The following is a 14464-nucleotide window of genomic DNA, read 5'->3' as shown; positions in this document are numbered from 1 at the left end:
TCTAATGAATAGTTTTTGGACGTGGTTTTAAAATGCAATTCGATTACGAAATAGACCCGCAAGTAATAGAGTGTAATAGCTTTGCGATGATTCGTGAACTCGCTGATTTGTCGACCTTTGATGCTGAGCAAACACAAGTCGCAATGCGGGTAATTCATAGCGCGGGTGATCCTGCATTAGCTGCGCAGCTGCGGTTTAGTGCGGGCGCTTGTGATGCGGGGCGGCGGGCCTTGGCCGCGCAGGCGCCAATACTCTGTGATGTAGAAATGGTTAAGCAGGGGCTGACTAAGCGCATGTTGGCGCGCCCGGCCCAGTGCTTTTTAAATGCCGACGGCGTGAGTGCTATAGCCCAAGCGCGGGGCGAAACCCGCAGCATGGCGGCACTGGAGTTTTGGGGGCCGCATTTAGCGGGCAGCGTGGTGATTATTGGCAATGCCCCCACCGCCTTATTTCGTTTGTTAGAAATACTGGCGAGTGATCCGAGTTTGGGCCGTCCCGCACTGGTGATTGGTATTCCGGTGGGTTTTGTTGGCGCGGCGGAATCCAAGCAGGCGCTGTGGGATTGCCATCAAACACTCGGTATAGAGTGTATTACCCTATTGGGTCGTCAAGGTGGCAGCGCTATTGCCGCCTCGGTGTGCAATGCCCTGCTGCGCTGTAATCGCGGGGAGCTGTATTGATGCTGCTAGATAAGGCGATGCCGTCATTAAGCCAAACGCGTCTTTTCCCCGTGGATGTCATTGGTTTGGGCGTGGGCAATTCAGCTGGCGAGCCATTGCATTTAGCCGCCACCGCGCAGGTGGCACTGGGCGCTGCAGATTGGGTTATCGGTAGTGCGCGGCAATTGGCGCTGGTTGCACCGTGGGTTCCTGAGCAGCGAGCGCGTCTGCTGCCGAAAATTTCAGAATTGTTCGCCCAGCTTGAGGACATGCCAGACAAGCGGGTGGTGGTTCTGGCCTCGGGCGATCCGCTGTACTACGGCATCGGCCGCTGTTTGATCGCCCACTTTGGCGTTGATGCGCTGCGCTTCCATGCAGGGGTATCCAGTATTCAGGCGGCTTGCCATCGCTTGGCTTTGTCGCTGCAGGATGTAGACGTACTGAGTTTGCATGGCCGTCCGGTTTCAGTTTTACGGCGTTATTTACGCGCTGGTGCGCGCTTGCTGATATTGACCGACAAACACAGTCATCCCCGTCAGCTTGCCCAGCTCTGTGTGGAGTGCGGTTTTAGTCAAGCGCGAATCAGTGTGTGCGAGAACTTGGGCTACCCGCAGGAAGCGATCAGCCATTGGATTGTCACTGAATTACTGGCAGAGGGGGGCGGGCAGAGTCGCGAGTTTGCCGGGCTGCATGTCTCGGTGATTCACGCGGGTGCGGGCGGTGGCGTCTTACCGGTATTCCCCGGTATTGCCGACGCGCAGTTTTTTACCGACGGCGCCAGTGGTCAGGGCATGCTCACTAAGCGGGAAGTGCGCATGAATATATTGTCCTTAATGCAAGTTCAGCCCAGCGATGTGGTGTGGGATATAGGCGCCGGCTGCGGCGGTGTGGCGGTAGAGTTGGCGCGCTGGGGCAGCGGGGCGCAGGTGTATGCAGTGGAGTCTCATGTGCACCGCCTGGCGTGTTTGCAGCAAAATCGGGACTACTTTGGGGTGCCAGATCGCCTGCATATTATTGCGGGGCGCGCACCTGGGGTCTTGGCTGAGTTGCCACCAGCGAATAAGGTGTTTATCGGCGGCAGTGGTGGTGAGCTTACGCAGATTTTACAGCAAGTGTGGTCGGGTATTCCGCTTGGTGGCTGCGTGGTAGTGAGTGCAGTCACTGAGACCAGTCAGCAGTTGTTGCGCCGTTTTGAACAGCAATTAGTGGCTGGCCAATATCGCAGCGAAGCCCTGCAAATTGCGGTGAGTCGCCGTGGTGAATTGGCCGGTGAACCCTGCTTTAGGCCGCTATTGCCGGTGTATTTATACCGTTTTGAAAAAACAGCGGCGCGCAGCGAGGTTATCGACAATGTCTGATCCTTTGGCGATATCGCAAACCCCAATACCAACCTCTGCAGCGGGCATTTTTTATGGGGTGGGGGTGGGGCCAGGCGACCCAGAGCTACTGACCTTAAAGGCCCATCGCCTAATTGCCCAAGCCGATGTCATTGCTTTTTTGGAAAATGCCGATGGCCACTCGCAGGCGGCTGACATAGCGGCGGCGTCTATTCAGGCGGGTGCGGGCTTGCAACTGCCTATCTATATGCCTATTTATATGCCAATGAACCGCGACCGCGCGCTGGCCAATGCCGCCTACGACGCCGCCGCGCAGCGCATTAGCGAGCAGCTAAGTGCGGGCCGTAATGTGGTGTTTTTGTGTGAAGGCGATCCGCTGTTCTTTGGCTCGTTTGCGTATTTAATGGCGCGTTTGGCTGAGCGTTTTCACTGCGAAGTGGTGCCCGGCATTAGTTCGATTAATGCCGCCGCTGCTCGCAGTAAAACGCCACTCGCCATGCTTGCTGAGTCGTTTGCGGTGCTCAGCGGTCGCCACACCCCGGCGGAATTACGCGCGGCCCTTGAACGCCACGATACGGTGGTTATTTTAAAAGCCGGGCAGGCGCGGCCGCGAATTCTCGCTGCGCTGAGCGAGGCGGGGCGGCAGGCTGATGCCCGCTATCTTGAATTTGTGGGCCGTCCCGATGAGCGCATTGTCGAGGATATTAGGCAATTGGAAGCTGTGCAGGGTCCGTATTTCTCGCTGTTTTTGGTGAGCCGTAGCGGGGCGCGAGCATGATTCGAATTTTTGCCTTAACGCCAGCGGGGAAGCTTTTAGGTGAGCGCTTACTGTCCTTGTTGCCATTGGCGGCACTGAGCTATCGCCCTGATAATTTTGCTAGCACTGTGCAGCAGGCCTTTATGCGCGGTGAGCGTTTAATTCTTATTTGTGCGACGGGCATTGCCGTGCGTTGCTTGGCGCCGGTGTTGGTGAGTAAACATCAAGACCCCGCCGTATTGGTGTTGGATGAGCTGGGCGAGTTTGTGATTCCGCTCTTATCTGGCCACGAGGGCGGCGCCAATGACTGGGGTTTTGCGGTGGCGCAGCTGCTTGGCGCGCAATGTGTGCAAACCACTGCCAAATCCTATCTCAAGCCAATATATACCGTGGGCATGGGCTGCGAGCGGCATTGCCCTGAAGACGTTTTGGCAGACATACTGGCTTGCTGCCTACAGCAAGCATGCTTGTCGATGAACGATATTCACAGTCTGAACAGCATTGATATTAAGGCCGACGAAATGGGTTTAATCAGTTTGGCCGCAAAGCACAGTCTGCCATTTCAAACTTGGTCGGTGCCGCAACTCGCGACGGTTGAGGGCCTGCTTAGCCAGCGCTCGGATTATGTGTTTGCAACGGTGGGTGTATACGGCGTGGCTGAATCCGCGGCCTTGTACGCAGCCCAAGACTACGCCGGTGACAGTCCAGAATTACTGCTAAGCAAACAGAAGAATGCGAAGGCGACCTGCGCGATAGCGCGGGCCTACCCCAATACGAATTCGATAGAAGCACAAAAAGGACAGTGAGCGATTGTGAGTAAATTATTTTTAGTAGGTATGGGCCCAGGCGACGAGCGCTTGATTACGCCGCTGGCTAGCGCTGTTATAGCCCAGTGTAGCGAGGTGGTGGCCTACGGCCTGTATTTGGATTTACTGGCAGACATGACCAGCGGTAAGCGCTGCCATGATTTGCCCTTGGGCGAGGAGATTGGCCGGGCGCGTTTGGCGCTAGATCTCGCTGCCAGTGGCAAGGCCACGGCGCTGGTGTCCAGTGGCGATATTGGTATTTACGCGATGGCCACCTTGGTGTTTGAACTATTAGATCAGCAGCTTAATGGCGCAGAGAATCATCCCGAGTGGCTGACGGTCGATATTGAAGTGGTGCCGGGTATCTCGGCGATGCAGGCGGCGGCGAGCCGCGTTGGCGCTATGTTAGGCCACGATTTTTGCACAATCTCGCTATCTGATTTGCTCACGCCTTGGCAAGTGATTGAACAGCGTTTACACGGCGCTGGCAGCGGCGATTTTGTGGTGTCTTTTTATAATCCGGTATCTAAAAAACGGGACTGGCAGCTGAATAGCGCCCGCGACATTTTATTGCAGTATCGCCCTGCAAATACCCCCGTGGTAATTGGTCGCCAGCTCACTCGCAGCGACGAAGATATTCGTTTTACGCGCCTGGGTGATCTTAAGGCCAGCGACGTTGATATGTTCACCTTGGTGTCGGTGGGCAATCGCGAAACCCGTCATATTGTTAACGGCAGTAAAGAATGGATTTACACGCCTCGCGGTTATGCCAGCAAGGCGTGAATTGCAAGGCTGATTTGCTTAAAGATGTTTAAAAAGGAAACGCTGTGAAAGTATTTTTTATTGGTGCCGGACCCGGCGACCCAGAGTTAATCACGGTAAAAGGCCAGCGCTTAATTAGTGCTTGTCCGGTGCTTCTCTACGCGGGCTCATTGGTGCCCACCGACATTTTTGCCGGACGCCAAGGCGATGCCCTGCGGATTGTGGATACCGCGTCTTTAGATTTGAATGAAATCATGGCACATATTTCTTGGGCCAGTGAGCAGGGCCATGATGTGGCGCGGATTCACTCCGGAGACCCCTCGGTATACGGCGCCATCGGCGAGCAAATCCGCCGTTTACAGGTCTTAAATATCGACTATGAAATTATTCCCGGGGTGACCGCAACCTCGGCATCGGCGGCGTGGCTCGGCAAGGAGTTAACCCTGTCTGGGGTGTCGCAAACTATTATTCACACCCGCTACGAGGGTAAAACCCCATTTCCCGAGCGCGAGCGCCTGCCTGCCTTGGCCGCCAGTGGCGCGACCTTGGCGATTCATTTGGGGGTGACCCGTATTCATAAAATTGTGGAGGAGCTTATTCCCCACTACGGCGCCGACTGCCCAGTGGCAGTTTGCTACCGCACCTCCTGGCCGGATCAAGACAAGGTTGTTGGCACTTTGAGCGATATTGTTGCCAAGGTGCGCGACAAGAAATTTACCCGCACCAGTTTGATTTTGGTGGGCTGGGTTTTGGCCAGTGAAGACTTTAGCGACTCGTATTTATACGACCACGATAAGGCCCATGTGTATCGCCCCAAAGTTAAGCCGGCTCGCCAGCGCGATGTGAATAGTAGTGCCGCCCATCCCAGCTTAAAACAACCGGTGCTTTAAGTTTGGAATGGGCCGAATGGTATTAAGCAGACCGCTTCTTGCAGGCCGGTATACCGTCTAGCGCGGGCTTGCGCGCCTGCTCTTCGGCAATGAGTTCCGCTGGAAATTGGCTCATAAAACAGCAGCAGACATTGTCGTTAATCATGGTGCGGGGGCCGTGGGGGTGCGCGATGTGTTGGTAGCGGGCATGGCTATGACCATGATCATGTTGCTTTTCATGTTCATGGGAATGCTCGTGCTCATGCTCATGTGAATGGCTATGGGGGTGATCGTGGTCGTGACTGTGCTGATGAGCTGCATTGGGTTCTTGGTATTCGGCGTGGTGGTGATGTAAGTCAACTTCGCCTCGGGCGAGCCGAGCGCTAAAGTCGGCGAGTAGACCCGTTTGTTGTTGGCCGCCATTCATGGTTTCGGCAAAGCGGGCCACAAAGGTATCGATGACCTTGGGGTGGTCGCGGAGATAGTCGGCTTTGATGAACTGCACCTCGGGCTGTTCGGCGGCGACTTTATCAATATAACGGTGAATGCGGTCGATAAGCCGGCCGCCAAACAAGAAGTAAGGAGCGACAACAATTTTTTTAAAGCCGAGCTTGCAGGCCATTTCTAAGCCCCGGCCAACCGAGGGAAAGGTAACGCCAGAGTAGACCGTCTCGGACCAGCCGAAACCCATACTCTCGGCGGCGATGCGGCAGAGCTTGGCGGCATCGGCATTGGCATTAACGACCGAGGTGCCGCGACCGACCACCACTAGCATGGTGTCGTAGAGGGCGCCGGGCGCGGGAATCTCGGTGTGGCCAAGGGAATTGAGAATACGCTGCTGAAAGGCGGCAATCATATTGCTGTGTAGGCCCAGTTCTCGGCCGTAGTGAATATGCAGATCTGGGTGCTTTTGCTGGTAACTGGTGAGTACCGAGGGAATATCGTTCTGGGCGTGGGTGGCGGCAAACAACATACCGGGAACGGCGTAAATGGTTTTTACACCTTGCTCCCGAAGCGCATCCAGGGCCATGTGAATATTGGGCGCGGAATACTCTAAAAAGCCGTATTCGATTTTGAGTTTGGGGTAACGCTGGCGCAGGTTTTTAGCGAGTAGGCCAAATTCCTGCTCGGCGATTTTGGCGCGGCTGCCGTGACCACAGATAAGTAAGCCGCAATTATTGGGCAAGTTTTCTAAATTCGTCATGCGGGTGTCCATTGCGTAGAAGTGATTGAGGTAAAAGGATTGATGTAACTGATTAATATTGAGGGATTAGATTTATTAATAGCGTGTAAATAAATTAATTTTTTAATGGATTTGTACTTGAGTGGCTCCATATTGTTGGAGGGATTTTTATCGTCTTTAGTTTTTGTTTTGAGAGAAGTTGGATTGTTTCGTGTTGTGCTTTTTAGGTAAAAATAGTGTTTATTTACAGTCATTTAATTCGGTTTTTGGATTTCGATAACATATTGTTTCATTTATTTGTGGCGGTTTAAAGTAACTTTTCTAAATCGTTTTTTTGTGATGAATTTCAATATTACTTGGGTTAAAGTCGCTGCGCATTTTCAGGTTCCAAGGTGATTATTCACCGTAGCGATTAATAGGGAATTCGGCGCGTAAAATTGACTTTATGGTTTTACGCGATTAATTGAAGCTGTCCCCGCAACTGTATGCGATGAGTGCTAGTCACGGCCACTGAGTAAGGTTTTACCACTGAACTTGGGAAGGCGATTAGCGCATTTTCTGGCGTTTTCTTAAACGCGTAGAATGAAGTCGTGAGCCAGTAGACCTGCCTGATATGCAATTACCTGATGGTCGGGGTGTGCAATCAGGCGAGTATAATCAGAGCGACTTTTGTCGCTTCTGCTATTCCCTCGTTAATTTCCCGCCGCCATTGAGATTTTTGAAATCGAGAGGCGATTCCTTTGAAAAATTCGATATTTAATCCGCTAGTAATAAGTTTTTTTGTCTTTGTATGTCCAGCATACGGGGCCGGCTTAAGTGGCGTGAGCGAGCGCAGCGCTGGCCATCTTGAAGAAGTGCAGGTCACGGGTAGCGCGCTTGCCAATACGGCCCTCGCCGACGCTGAGGCCGCCTCGGTAGGCACCGTTTTGGCTGCACAAATAGCGCACCGCCCAGCGCTGCGTCCCGCCGAGTTGTTAGAAACCATACCCGGCATGGTGGTTACCCAGCACAGTGGTGACGGCAAGGCGAATCAGTATTTTTTGCGGGGTTTTAATTTGGATCACGGTAGCGACTTTGCCAATTATGTTGATGGTATGCCCATCAATATGGTGAGCCATGGTCATGGTCAGGGTTACACCGATCTTAATTTTTTAATCCCTGAATTGGTCGACAGTATTGTTTATCGTAAGGGGCCTTATTATGCCGAGGCGGGGGATTTCTCTTCGGCGGGTACAGCGCGAACATCCTATGCGCGGACTTTGGCAAATCAGACGGTGAAACTTACCGTGGGCGAAAACGATTATGCGCGTCTCTTGGCCTTTGGCGGAGTGGCGGCGGCAGATGGCCAGCTGGTTTACGCTCTTGAGTCCCAGCAAAACGACGGCCCGTGGCAGGTGCCAGAGGGCTTTGATAAAGCCAACGGCGTATTGAAATACAGCGGTGGTGATCGAAATCAAGGCTATTCCCTGACGGCCATGGCGTATGAAGCCGATTGGACCTCGACGGATCAGATTCCCCAGCGGCTGGTGGCAGACGGCAGCGTGGATCGCTACGGCTCTCTGGATGATAGCACCGGCGGCGACACCCACCGCTATAGCCTGTCAGCTGAACTTCGGTCGGCATTGAGGGATGGTCTGAATCTGCAAAGTCAATTTTACGTGGTGGATTACGCGCTGCGTTTAAGCTCTAACGCGAGTTATTACTCCCGCGATAACAGCGACGACCCCGAGGTGCGCGGTGACCAATTTACCCAATTCGATAATCGCCTGACCCTCGGTGGCCAGCTAGATTTTACGCAGGCCCTAAGCGAGGTACATGAGTTGCGCTACGGCGGGGAATGGCGACAGGACGATATTAACGACGTGGGTGTGGGCTTTAGCCAGCGAGGCCTAATATACGATCTGTTTGCCAGCGCGGCGGTGGAAGAGCAGGCGCTCGGCGTATACAGCAGCGTGCATAGCCAGTGGACGACGTGGTTTGCCTCTGTGGCGGGTTTGCGCTACCACGCTATTGATGTGGCGGTAAGCGATAAACTTGACCCTACCGCCGGTGGCAGCGATCGCGAGGCCTTATTGTCGCCCAAATTATCACTGCGCTTTGGCCCATTCGCGAGCACGGAGTTCTTCATTAACTATGGCGAGGGCTTTCACAGCAATGATGCGCGGGGTGTAGTGAGAAGGGAAAGTGCAGTGCCGCTCATGTCTGAGTCGGTGGGCTATGAATTGGGGATGCGTAGCTTGCTGGCCAATGATATTCAGCTGTCGGTGGTGGCGTTTCGTTTAGATTTAGACTCAGAGTTGGTGTTTGTTGGCGATGAGTCGACAACCGAACCTCGGGATGCCAGCCGTCGCCAAGGCCTGGAGGTGAGCGTATTTTATCAACCAGTGGACTGGTTTGTGCTGGATATGGATGTTGCGTCATCGCAAACCGAATTTAGGCAAGTGCAACTCGACAACGGACAGGCGTTGGGTAAGTATGTGCCCGACAGCGTGGAGCAGGTTTTTGCCATGGGTGCGAGTATTGATTTAGACAATGGTGTGTACGCGGGTCTTCGAGTGCGCTATTTCGGCCCCCGCAAGCTTACCGAAGGCGGTGATGTTGAATCGGCGTCATCGCAGAGCGTCAATGCCAATATTGGCTACCGCTTTAGCAATGGTATAGCGCTGGGGCTTGAGATCATCAATGCCTTGGATGAACGTGATGACGATATCACTTATTACTATGCCTCACGAACTTTATCCGAGCGCAACGCCGGTATTGAACCTCAGCTAGACCGCCACTCGCACCCAATGGAGCCGCGCACCTATAGAGTGACCCTAACCTACCAATTTTAAGCAGGTATGCCTCGGCAATTCGCATTGATTGTCGGGGTATAATTTCGTCTTTATAGCGATAACTACCTATTTAATTTAGGCTCGGATTAATGGCCATAGGCTTTCTTATTGCCTATAGTGAAACTCAGGGATTGTTGAGTGAATATTCAGCCTCGGCTACAACCCCTTGTCGTCAATTACCTTGGTAGGTAACCTTACATTACGAGCTTTTATATGCCTGCTTCCGAGCATATGCCGATACTTGGCAAGCGGAAAAGTATTACTCAGCGGATCCTATTTCCATTGGTGGCACTTATTGTGCTCAGCAATTTGGTGGTTTTGTCCATTATTATGGGGCAATTAGACCAGCAATTGCTCGACGCCACTGAGCAAGATTTAATTAATGAGTCGGAGCTACAAGCGGTGCAATTTCGCGCCAATATGGCTGAATTGATTAGAGATCTACGGTTTGTGACAGGAACCCCGCCTATTCAGGGGCTAATTCGGGCGGAGCGCCATCGTGGTGTCGATCCTTCAGATGGTTCTAGTGAAGCAGAATGGGTAGCGCGGCTTGGGGTGATCTTTAGCGAAATGCTCAAGGCAAAGCCTCAAAATGTGCAAATTCGTTTTATTCGCGCTAACGGCCTAGAGTTAATTAGGGTTGATCGTTACGGGCCTAACGGCGCTATCCAGCGCGTTTCGCAAAATAAATTACAAGATAAAAGCGCGAGTAAATATTTATCGGAAACCTTAAATTTAGATTCCGGTCAGGTCTATCTTTCTGATATTGAGCTCAACCGCGAATTTGGCGAAATTGTGGAGCCTTTGCAGCCGGTGATTCGCGCGGCAACGCCGGTATATAACGCCGATGGCGATCTATTCGGTATTGTGATTATTAATCACAATTTGCAATCCACTTTTGATGCCCTGAAGTCAATAGCGGGGGTAGACCATCAGTTTGTTATCGCCAATGGTAGAGGCGAATATTTAGCGCACCCCGAGGCTGAGCGTCGCTTTGCCTTTGAATATGGTCGCAGTAGCAATATAAGCCAAGATTTTCCTGCCACTCAGCGTTTATTGGACAACCCTCAGCTCGAGGTGGTAAACGGCAAAGTTAATGCTAATGCTAAGGCGTTGGTATATTCCTTGCGCAGTATTGCCTATAACCCTGAAGACAGCACAGATCGACTGATTTTAGCCACCAGTCATGATTTTCAAGACGCCCTTGCCATCAAAGAGCGTGTGCTCAGTAAGATTTATCTGTTTCTACTTTTTGTGCTGTTAATGTCCGGGGTATTGGCAATATACGTGTCGCGACGTATCGCCGGGCCTATTATTGCTATGCGCAACACGCTGAATCGTGATGGCTTGGCAACCCAAAGTGAGGACTTGCCGATTCAGGATGGTGGTGAGTTGGGTGAACTGGCGCGGGTTTTTGACAATCTATTGCAAGAATTGTCACGCAAGCAGGCCCTCTTGGCCACCGAGGTGGCTGAGCGCAAAGGCGCTGAGCTTGAGCTGCGTGTAAATAATCAAAAACTGAAAGTGGCATATAAAGAGTTGGAACAATTTACTTATATTGCGTCACACGATTTACAGGAGCCACTGCGCACAGTGCAAAGCTTAGTGGAAATGTTTGAAGAGAACTACGGTTCTGAAATGGATGAACAAGCCAAAACCTTTTTGGGCTTTATTAAAGAATCGACTATGCGGATGACGGCCTTGATCCGCGGTTTACTGGATTATGGCCGCTTAGGGAGTGAGTCAGACCTCACTGAGGTGGATTGTCAGGCACTGGTGAACGCGGTATGTGTGGATCTTGGCTTACGGCTAGAAGAGGTGGGCGGCCGAGTCGAATATAAGGATCTGCCAGTAATTACGGGAAAGAAAACGGAACTGCGCTTATTATTTCAAAATTTAATTAGCAATGGGCTTAAGTTTCGACGCCCTGATGTGCCCCCGAAAATTGTTATTGCGGCGGAGCGAGGCCTTGACTGCTGGCAGTTTAGCATCCGTGATAACGGTATTGGTATTGCCCCTGAACATTTCCAACACATCTTTATGATTTTTCAGCGTTTACATGGACGCGATGAATATGAGGGAAGTGGCATCGGTTTGGCCCACTGTAAAAAAGTGGTAGAGTTACACGGTGGTGAAATTTGGGTAGAATCCCAGCTTAATGTGGGCACAGCGTTTTATTTTTCGCTCAGGGATACTCGTGATGAACAAGCTTAAACGGGTCTTGCTTATAGACGACTGCAAGGCCACAAATTACATCCATCGGTTGGTGATAGAGAAATACGGCTGTGCCGAGACGATTATAGAGGTGAATAATGGCCGTCAAGCTTTGGAATATTTAACCACCGAAGTAGATGGTAGCTACCCCAAACCAGAGCTGGTTTTTTTGGATATTAATATGCCAGTGATGAACGGTTGGCAGTTTTTGGAAAAATACGCCGAGGTACCTGAGGCGCAGCAGGCCGGTGTGGTTGTAGTAATGCTCACTACGTCACTTAACCCTGATGATGCGTCCTTAGCCCAAAGTAAGGCGGCGGTTAAATCTTTTTCTAGTAAACCGCTTACTGAGAGTCGCTTAAGCGACGTACTTGCCGAGAATTACCCGGAGGCGTTGCGGCGCTAAGCTGCCGTAGCCCCTCGTTAAATCCCGTCTTTGTCATAAAACTGTCCTCGTTTAGTCCTGCCATTGTCATATTAAAGCCCTAATCTTGGCCCAAATGGGCAAAGAGGATACACGCGGGTGGAGCTAGGACAGCGTTATAAAACCGTTTGGTTATCTGACATCCACCTCGGCTTTAAAGACTGCCGGGCTGATTATCTTCTCGATTTTTTGGCGAAAATCGAGTGTGAAACGTTGTACTTGGTCGGCGATGTTGTCGACCTTTGGGCGCTAAAGCGCAGTCTATATTGGCCTTCAAATCACTATGAAGTGGTACGCAGCTTATTCAAAAAGGCCAGTACCGGCACGCGCGTGGTGTACATTCCGGGTAATCACGACGAGCCTCTGCGTGATTATGTGGGCCACATTCTTGGCCCAATCGAAATAAAGCGTGAAGCCATTCATACCACCGTAAACGGCAAACGATTGTTGATGTTTCACGGCGACTGCTTGGACGAGCATATGCGTTTGAGTAAGTGGGAGGGCTTGGTTGGCGACGCAGCCTACGACCTTTTGTTGTTTCTTAATCGTTGGGCCAATTTTATTCGTCGGCGCTTCGGGCGCAATTATTGGTCCCTCGCCACCTATATAAAACAGCGCATTCCCAATGCACGTCAGGTCATTAGTGTGTTTGAAGAGGCCGCGATTCGCGAGGCATCTCGCCGGGGGCTGGACGGCGTAGTGTGCGGTCATATTCACCAGCCAGCACTTAAGAAAGTAAAGGGTTTGCTGTACTGCAATGACGGCGATTGGATAGAAAATTGCACCCTACTAGGGGAGACCTTTGAGGGTAATTTAGAACTGCTGCAGTGGACAGAACATCAAACGCTGTTGCAAAGCATGACCGGCAATGGCGGCCGGGTAAAAGCCGATGTTGTGCCTTTGCGTCGCGCCGGTTAATCAATAGGAGTTACATATGATATCGGTTGATTCAGTCATAGATGAGCAGTTTCCCCGGATATCTAAGGGCAGCCCGCGCATTAAGAAAACCTTGTCGGCGCTACTTAAATACCTATTTCACGAAGCGGAGTTCAAGCAGTTTGAGCGCGACTACCCTTATTTGCAAGGACTGGATTTTGTTGAAAAGGGCCTAGAATATTTTGATTTTGGCTACGCGGTAAGCGCGCTGCACAAGGAGCGTATACCGGTCACCGGCCGCGTGGTGATTATTTCTAACCATCCGATTGGCAGCTTGGATGGTCTGGCACTATTAAAGCTGGTGTCGGAAGTGCGCTCTGATGTCAAAGTGGTCGCGAATGAACTGCTCTATGCGATAAAACCGCTGCGGAGTTTGTTGCTGCCTGTTGACAATATGAGTGGTAAACGCAATCGCAAGGAAAACTTACAGGCAATTCACGGCCATTTGAACGGTGAAGGTGCCGTCATTATTTTTCCAGCCGGCGAGGTTTCTCGATTTAGTCCCGCAGGTATTCGTGATGGCCGTTGGCGTAATGGTTTTATTAAATTTGCCGCCAAGGCTAAAGCGCCAATCTTACCGGTGCACATAAATGCTCGAAATTCGGTGTTCTTCTACGCGCTGTCGTTGCTGGCAAAACCATTATCTACCTTGTGGTTGATTCGAGAAATGTTTAAGCAAAATAATCGTACGGTGCGAGTGACTATTGGCTCGGCCATTGAGTTTAATGTCTATGAAAAGTTACCGCTTACCGCACCCGCTAAAGCGCGTTTGTTTAAAAAGCATCTTTATAAACTGGGGCGACGTAAACGCGCGGGTGAGCTTTGTTTTATGCCGGTTGCCCAAGCGGTTGCGCACCCGGAAGATCGCCAGGAGTTGCGAGCCGCTATTCGTCAATGTGATCACTTGGGAAATACCCGAGACGGAATGGAAATTTACTGCTATCAATACAGCGGTGATTGCACGGTAATGCGGGAGATTGGCCGACTCCGCGAGGTGAGCTTTCGCGCGGTTGGCGAAGGCACCGGCCGTCGTCGCGATGTGGATCGCTTTGATGCCTATTACGACCATATTGTGTTGTGGGATGAGACCCAGTTAGAACTCGTAGGCGCCTACCGTTTAAAGCGCATCGCGAGTTTAGACGACGGCCAGACCCTGTACAGTGAATCCTTGTTTGACTATCAAATTCCCTACGCCGAAGAATATTTTGAATGCGGCGCGGAGCTTGGCCGCAGTTTTGTGCAGCCCCGTTATTGGGGGCGAAATGGTCTGGATTATCTTTGGCAGGGGCTGGGCACGTATTTGCAGCGCTATCCAGACGTGCGCTATTTATTTGGGCCGGTGAGTTTGAGCGATAGCCTACCTCGCGCGGCGAAGGATCTGTTAATCCCTTTTTATCAAACTTATTTCCCTACCACTCAAGCTTGGGCTAGTGCGAAAAGCCCTTACCGTGCCGAAAAGAGTACCTTACAATTTTGCGGGGATGATTATCGCGCTGAATTTACACAGCTAAAGCAAGAACTTGCCGATCTGTCCTGCGCAGTGCCGACGCTTTATAAGCAGTATACCGAACTCTGTGAACCGGGCGGTGTTAGCTTCGCCGCATTTAATGTTGACCCAGACTTTGCCGATTGTATTGATGGTTTGGTGCTGGTGGATCTTAGCAAAATGAAAGCGGCGCGGCG

12 protein-coding genes and 1 riboswitch are annotated in these 14464 nt (G+C 51.7%); of the genes, 11 read left to right on the top strand and 1 reads right to left on the bottom strand.

Translation table 11 applies throughout. From position 1 onward, the window contains the following. Positions 1-32 precede the first annotated feature (32 nt). Genes ABYP33_RS13665 through cobM form a run of 6 tightly spaced genes read left to right on the top strand, consistent with a single transcriptional unit; the run spans position 33 to position 5211 of the window. Positions 33-680, top strand: a complete 648-nt coding sequence (locus tag ABYP33_RS13665; RefSeq protein WP_373091642.1) for a precorrin-8X methylmutase — start codon at positions 33-35, stop codon at positions 678-680. Further along, entirely contained in the window at positions 680-2017 is a 1338-nt protein-coding gene (gene cbiE / locus ABYP33_RS13660; RefSeq protein ID WP_373091641.1) for a precorrin-6y C5,15-methyltransferase (decarboxylating) subunit CbiE, read from the top strand. The genes ABYP33_RS13665 and cbiE overlap by 1 nt, the downstream gene beginning before the upstream one ends. Continuing rightward, positions 2010-2774 carry a precorrin-2 C(20)-methyltransferase gene (gene cobI, locus ABYP33_RS13655; RefSeq protein WP_373091640.1) on the top strand — a complete coding sequence of 255 codons (765 nt, stop codon included), beginning with the start codon at positions 2010-2012 and terminating at the stop codon, positions 2772-2774. The genes cbiE and cobI overlap by 8 nt, the downstream gene beginning before the upstream one ends. Beyond that, positions 2771-3559, top strand: coding sequence for a cobalamin biosynthesis protein (locus ABYP33_RS13650; protein ID WP_373091639.1), 789 nt, complete (start codon positions 2771-2773; stop codon positions 3557-3559). Before cobI ends, ABYP33_RS13650 begins: the two co-directional genes overlap by 4 nt. 6 nt (positions 3560-3565) lie before the next feature. Continuing rightward, positions 3566-4342: a precorrin-3B C(17)-methyltransferase gene (cobJ, locus tag ABYP33_RS13645; RefSeq protein ID WP_373091638.1), complete on the top strand. Its 777-nt coding sequence runs from the start codon at positions 3566-3568 to the stop codon at positions 4340-4342. A gap of 44 nt (positions 4343-4386) precedes the next feature. Then, a complete protein-coding gene (cobM, locus tag ABYP33_RS13640; RefSeq protein WP_373091637.1) occupies positions 4387-5211 on the top strand; it encodes a precorrin-4 C(11)-methyltransferase in 825 nt (274 codons plus the stop codon). A 22-nt stretch (positions 5212-5233) separates the two neighbouring features. On the opposite strand, the gene ABYP33_RS13635 is transcribed toward cobM, so the two are convergent. Next, entirely contained in the window at positions 5234-6394 is a 1161-nt protein-coding gene (locus ABYP33_RS13635) for a sirohydrochlorin chelatase (RefSeq protein WP_373091635.1), read from the bottom strand. Positions 6395-6738: 344 nt separating this feature from the next. Next, positions 6739-7000: riboswitch (cobalamin riboswitch) on the top strand. 194 nt (positions 7001-7194) lie between these two features. Between ABYP33_RS13635 and ABYP33_RS13630 the strand changes: the two genes are divergently transcribed. From ABYP33_RS13630 to ABYP33_RS13610, 5 genes are all read left to right on the top strand, one after another. Then, complete coding sequence (locus ABYP33_RS13630) at positions 7195-9207, top strand: TonB-dependent receptor (protein ID WP_373091634.1); 2013 nt, start codon at positions 7195-7197, stop codon at positions 9205-9207. A 213-nt stretch (positions 9208-9420) separates the two neighbouring features. Continuing rightward, entirely contained in the window at positions 9421-11421 is a 2001-nt protein-coding gene (locus ABYP33_RS13625; protein WP_373091633.1) for an ATP-binding protein, read from the top strand. Next, complete coding sequence (locus ABYP33_RS13620; RefSeq protein WP_373091632.1) at positions 11408-11827, top strand: response regulator; 420 nt, start codon at positions 11408-11410, stop codon at positions 11825-11827. Before ABYP33_RS13625 ends, ABYP33_RS13620 begins: the two co-directional genes overlap by 14 nt. Before the next feature lie 117 nt (positions 11828-11944). Beyond that, positions 11945-12763, top strand: a complete 819-nt coding sequence (locus ABYP33_RS13615; protein WP_373091630.1) for a UDP-2,3-diacylglucosamine diphosphatase — start codon at positions 11945-11947, stop codon at positions 12761-12763. A gap of 16 nt (positions 12764-12779) precedes the next feature. Next, a partial coding sequence (locus ABYP33_RS13610; protein ID WP_373091629.1) for a lysophospholipid acyltransferase family protein occupies positions 12780-14464 on the top strand: 1685 nt, incomplete at its 3' end.

This window comes from Zhongshania sp. (assembly GCF_041584495.1).
In the GTDB taxonomy this organism is placed as follows: domain Bacteria; phylum Pseudomonadota; class Gammaproteobacteria; order Pseudomonadales; family Spongiibacteraceae; genus Spongiibacter.
The sequence above is the reverse complement of the archived record's forward strand: the minus strand, read 5'-3'. Positions and strand labels throughout refer to the sequence as shown.

Bases quoted from the DNA above. Each gene is read 5' to 3' on its own strand.
- ABYP33_RS13625 (WP_373091633.1), top strand. From the start codon at position 9,421: ATGCCTGCTTCCGAGCATATGCCGATACTTGGCAAGCGGAAAAGTATT.
- cbiE (WP_373091641.1), top strand. From the start codon at position 680: ATGCTGCTAGATAAGGCGATGCCGTCATTAAGCCAAACGCGTCTTTTC.
- ABYP33_RS13635 (WP_373091635.1), bottom strand. From the start codon at position 6,394: ATGACGAATTTAGAAAACTTGCCCAATAATTGCGGCTTACTTATCTGT.
- ABYP33_RS13665 (WP_373091642.1), top strand. From the start codon at position 33: ATGCAATTCGATTACGAAATAGACCCGCAAGTAATAGAGTGTAATAGC.
- ABYP33_RS13620 (WP_373091632.1), top strand. From the start codon at position 11,408: ATGAACAAGCTTAAACGGGTCTTGCTTATAGACGACTGCAAGGCCACA.
- cobI (WP_373091640.1), top strand. From the start codon at position 2,010: ATGTCTGATCCTTTGGCGATATCGCAAACCCCAATACCAACCTCTGCA.
- ABYP33_RS13650 (WP_373091639.1), top strand. From the start codon at position 2,771: ATGATTCGAATTTTTGCCTTAACGCCAGCGGGGAAGCTTTTAGGTGAG.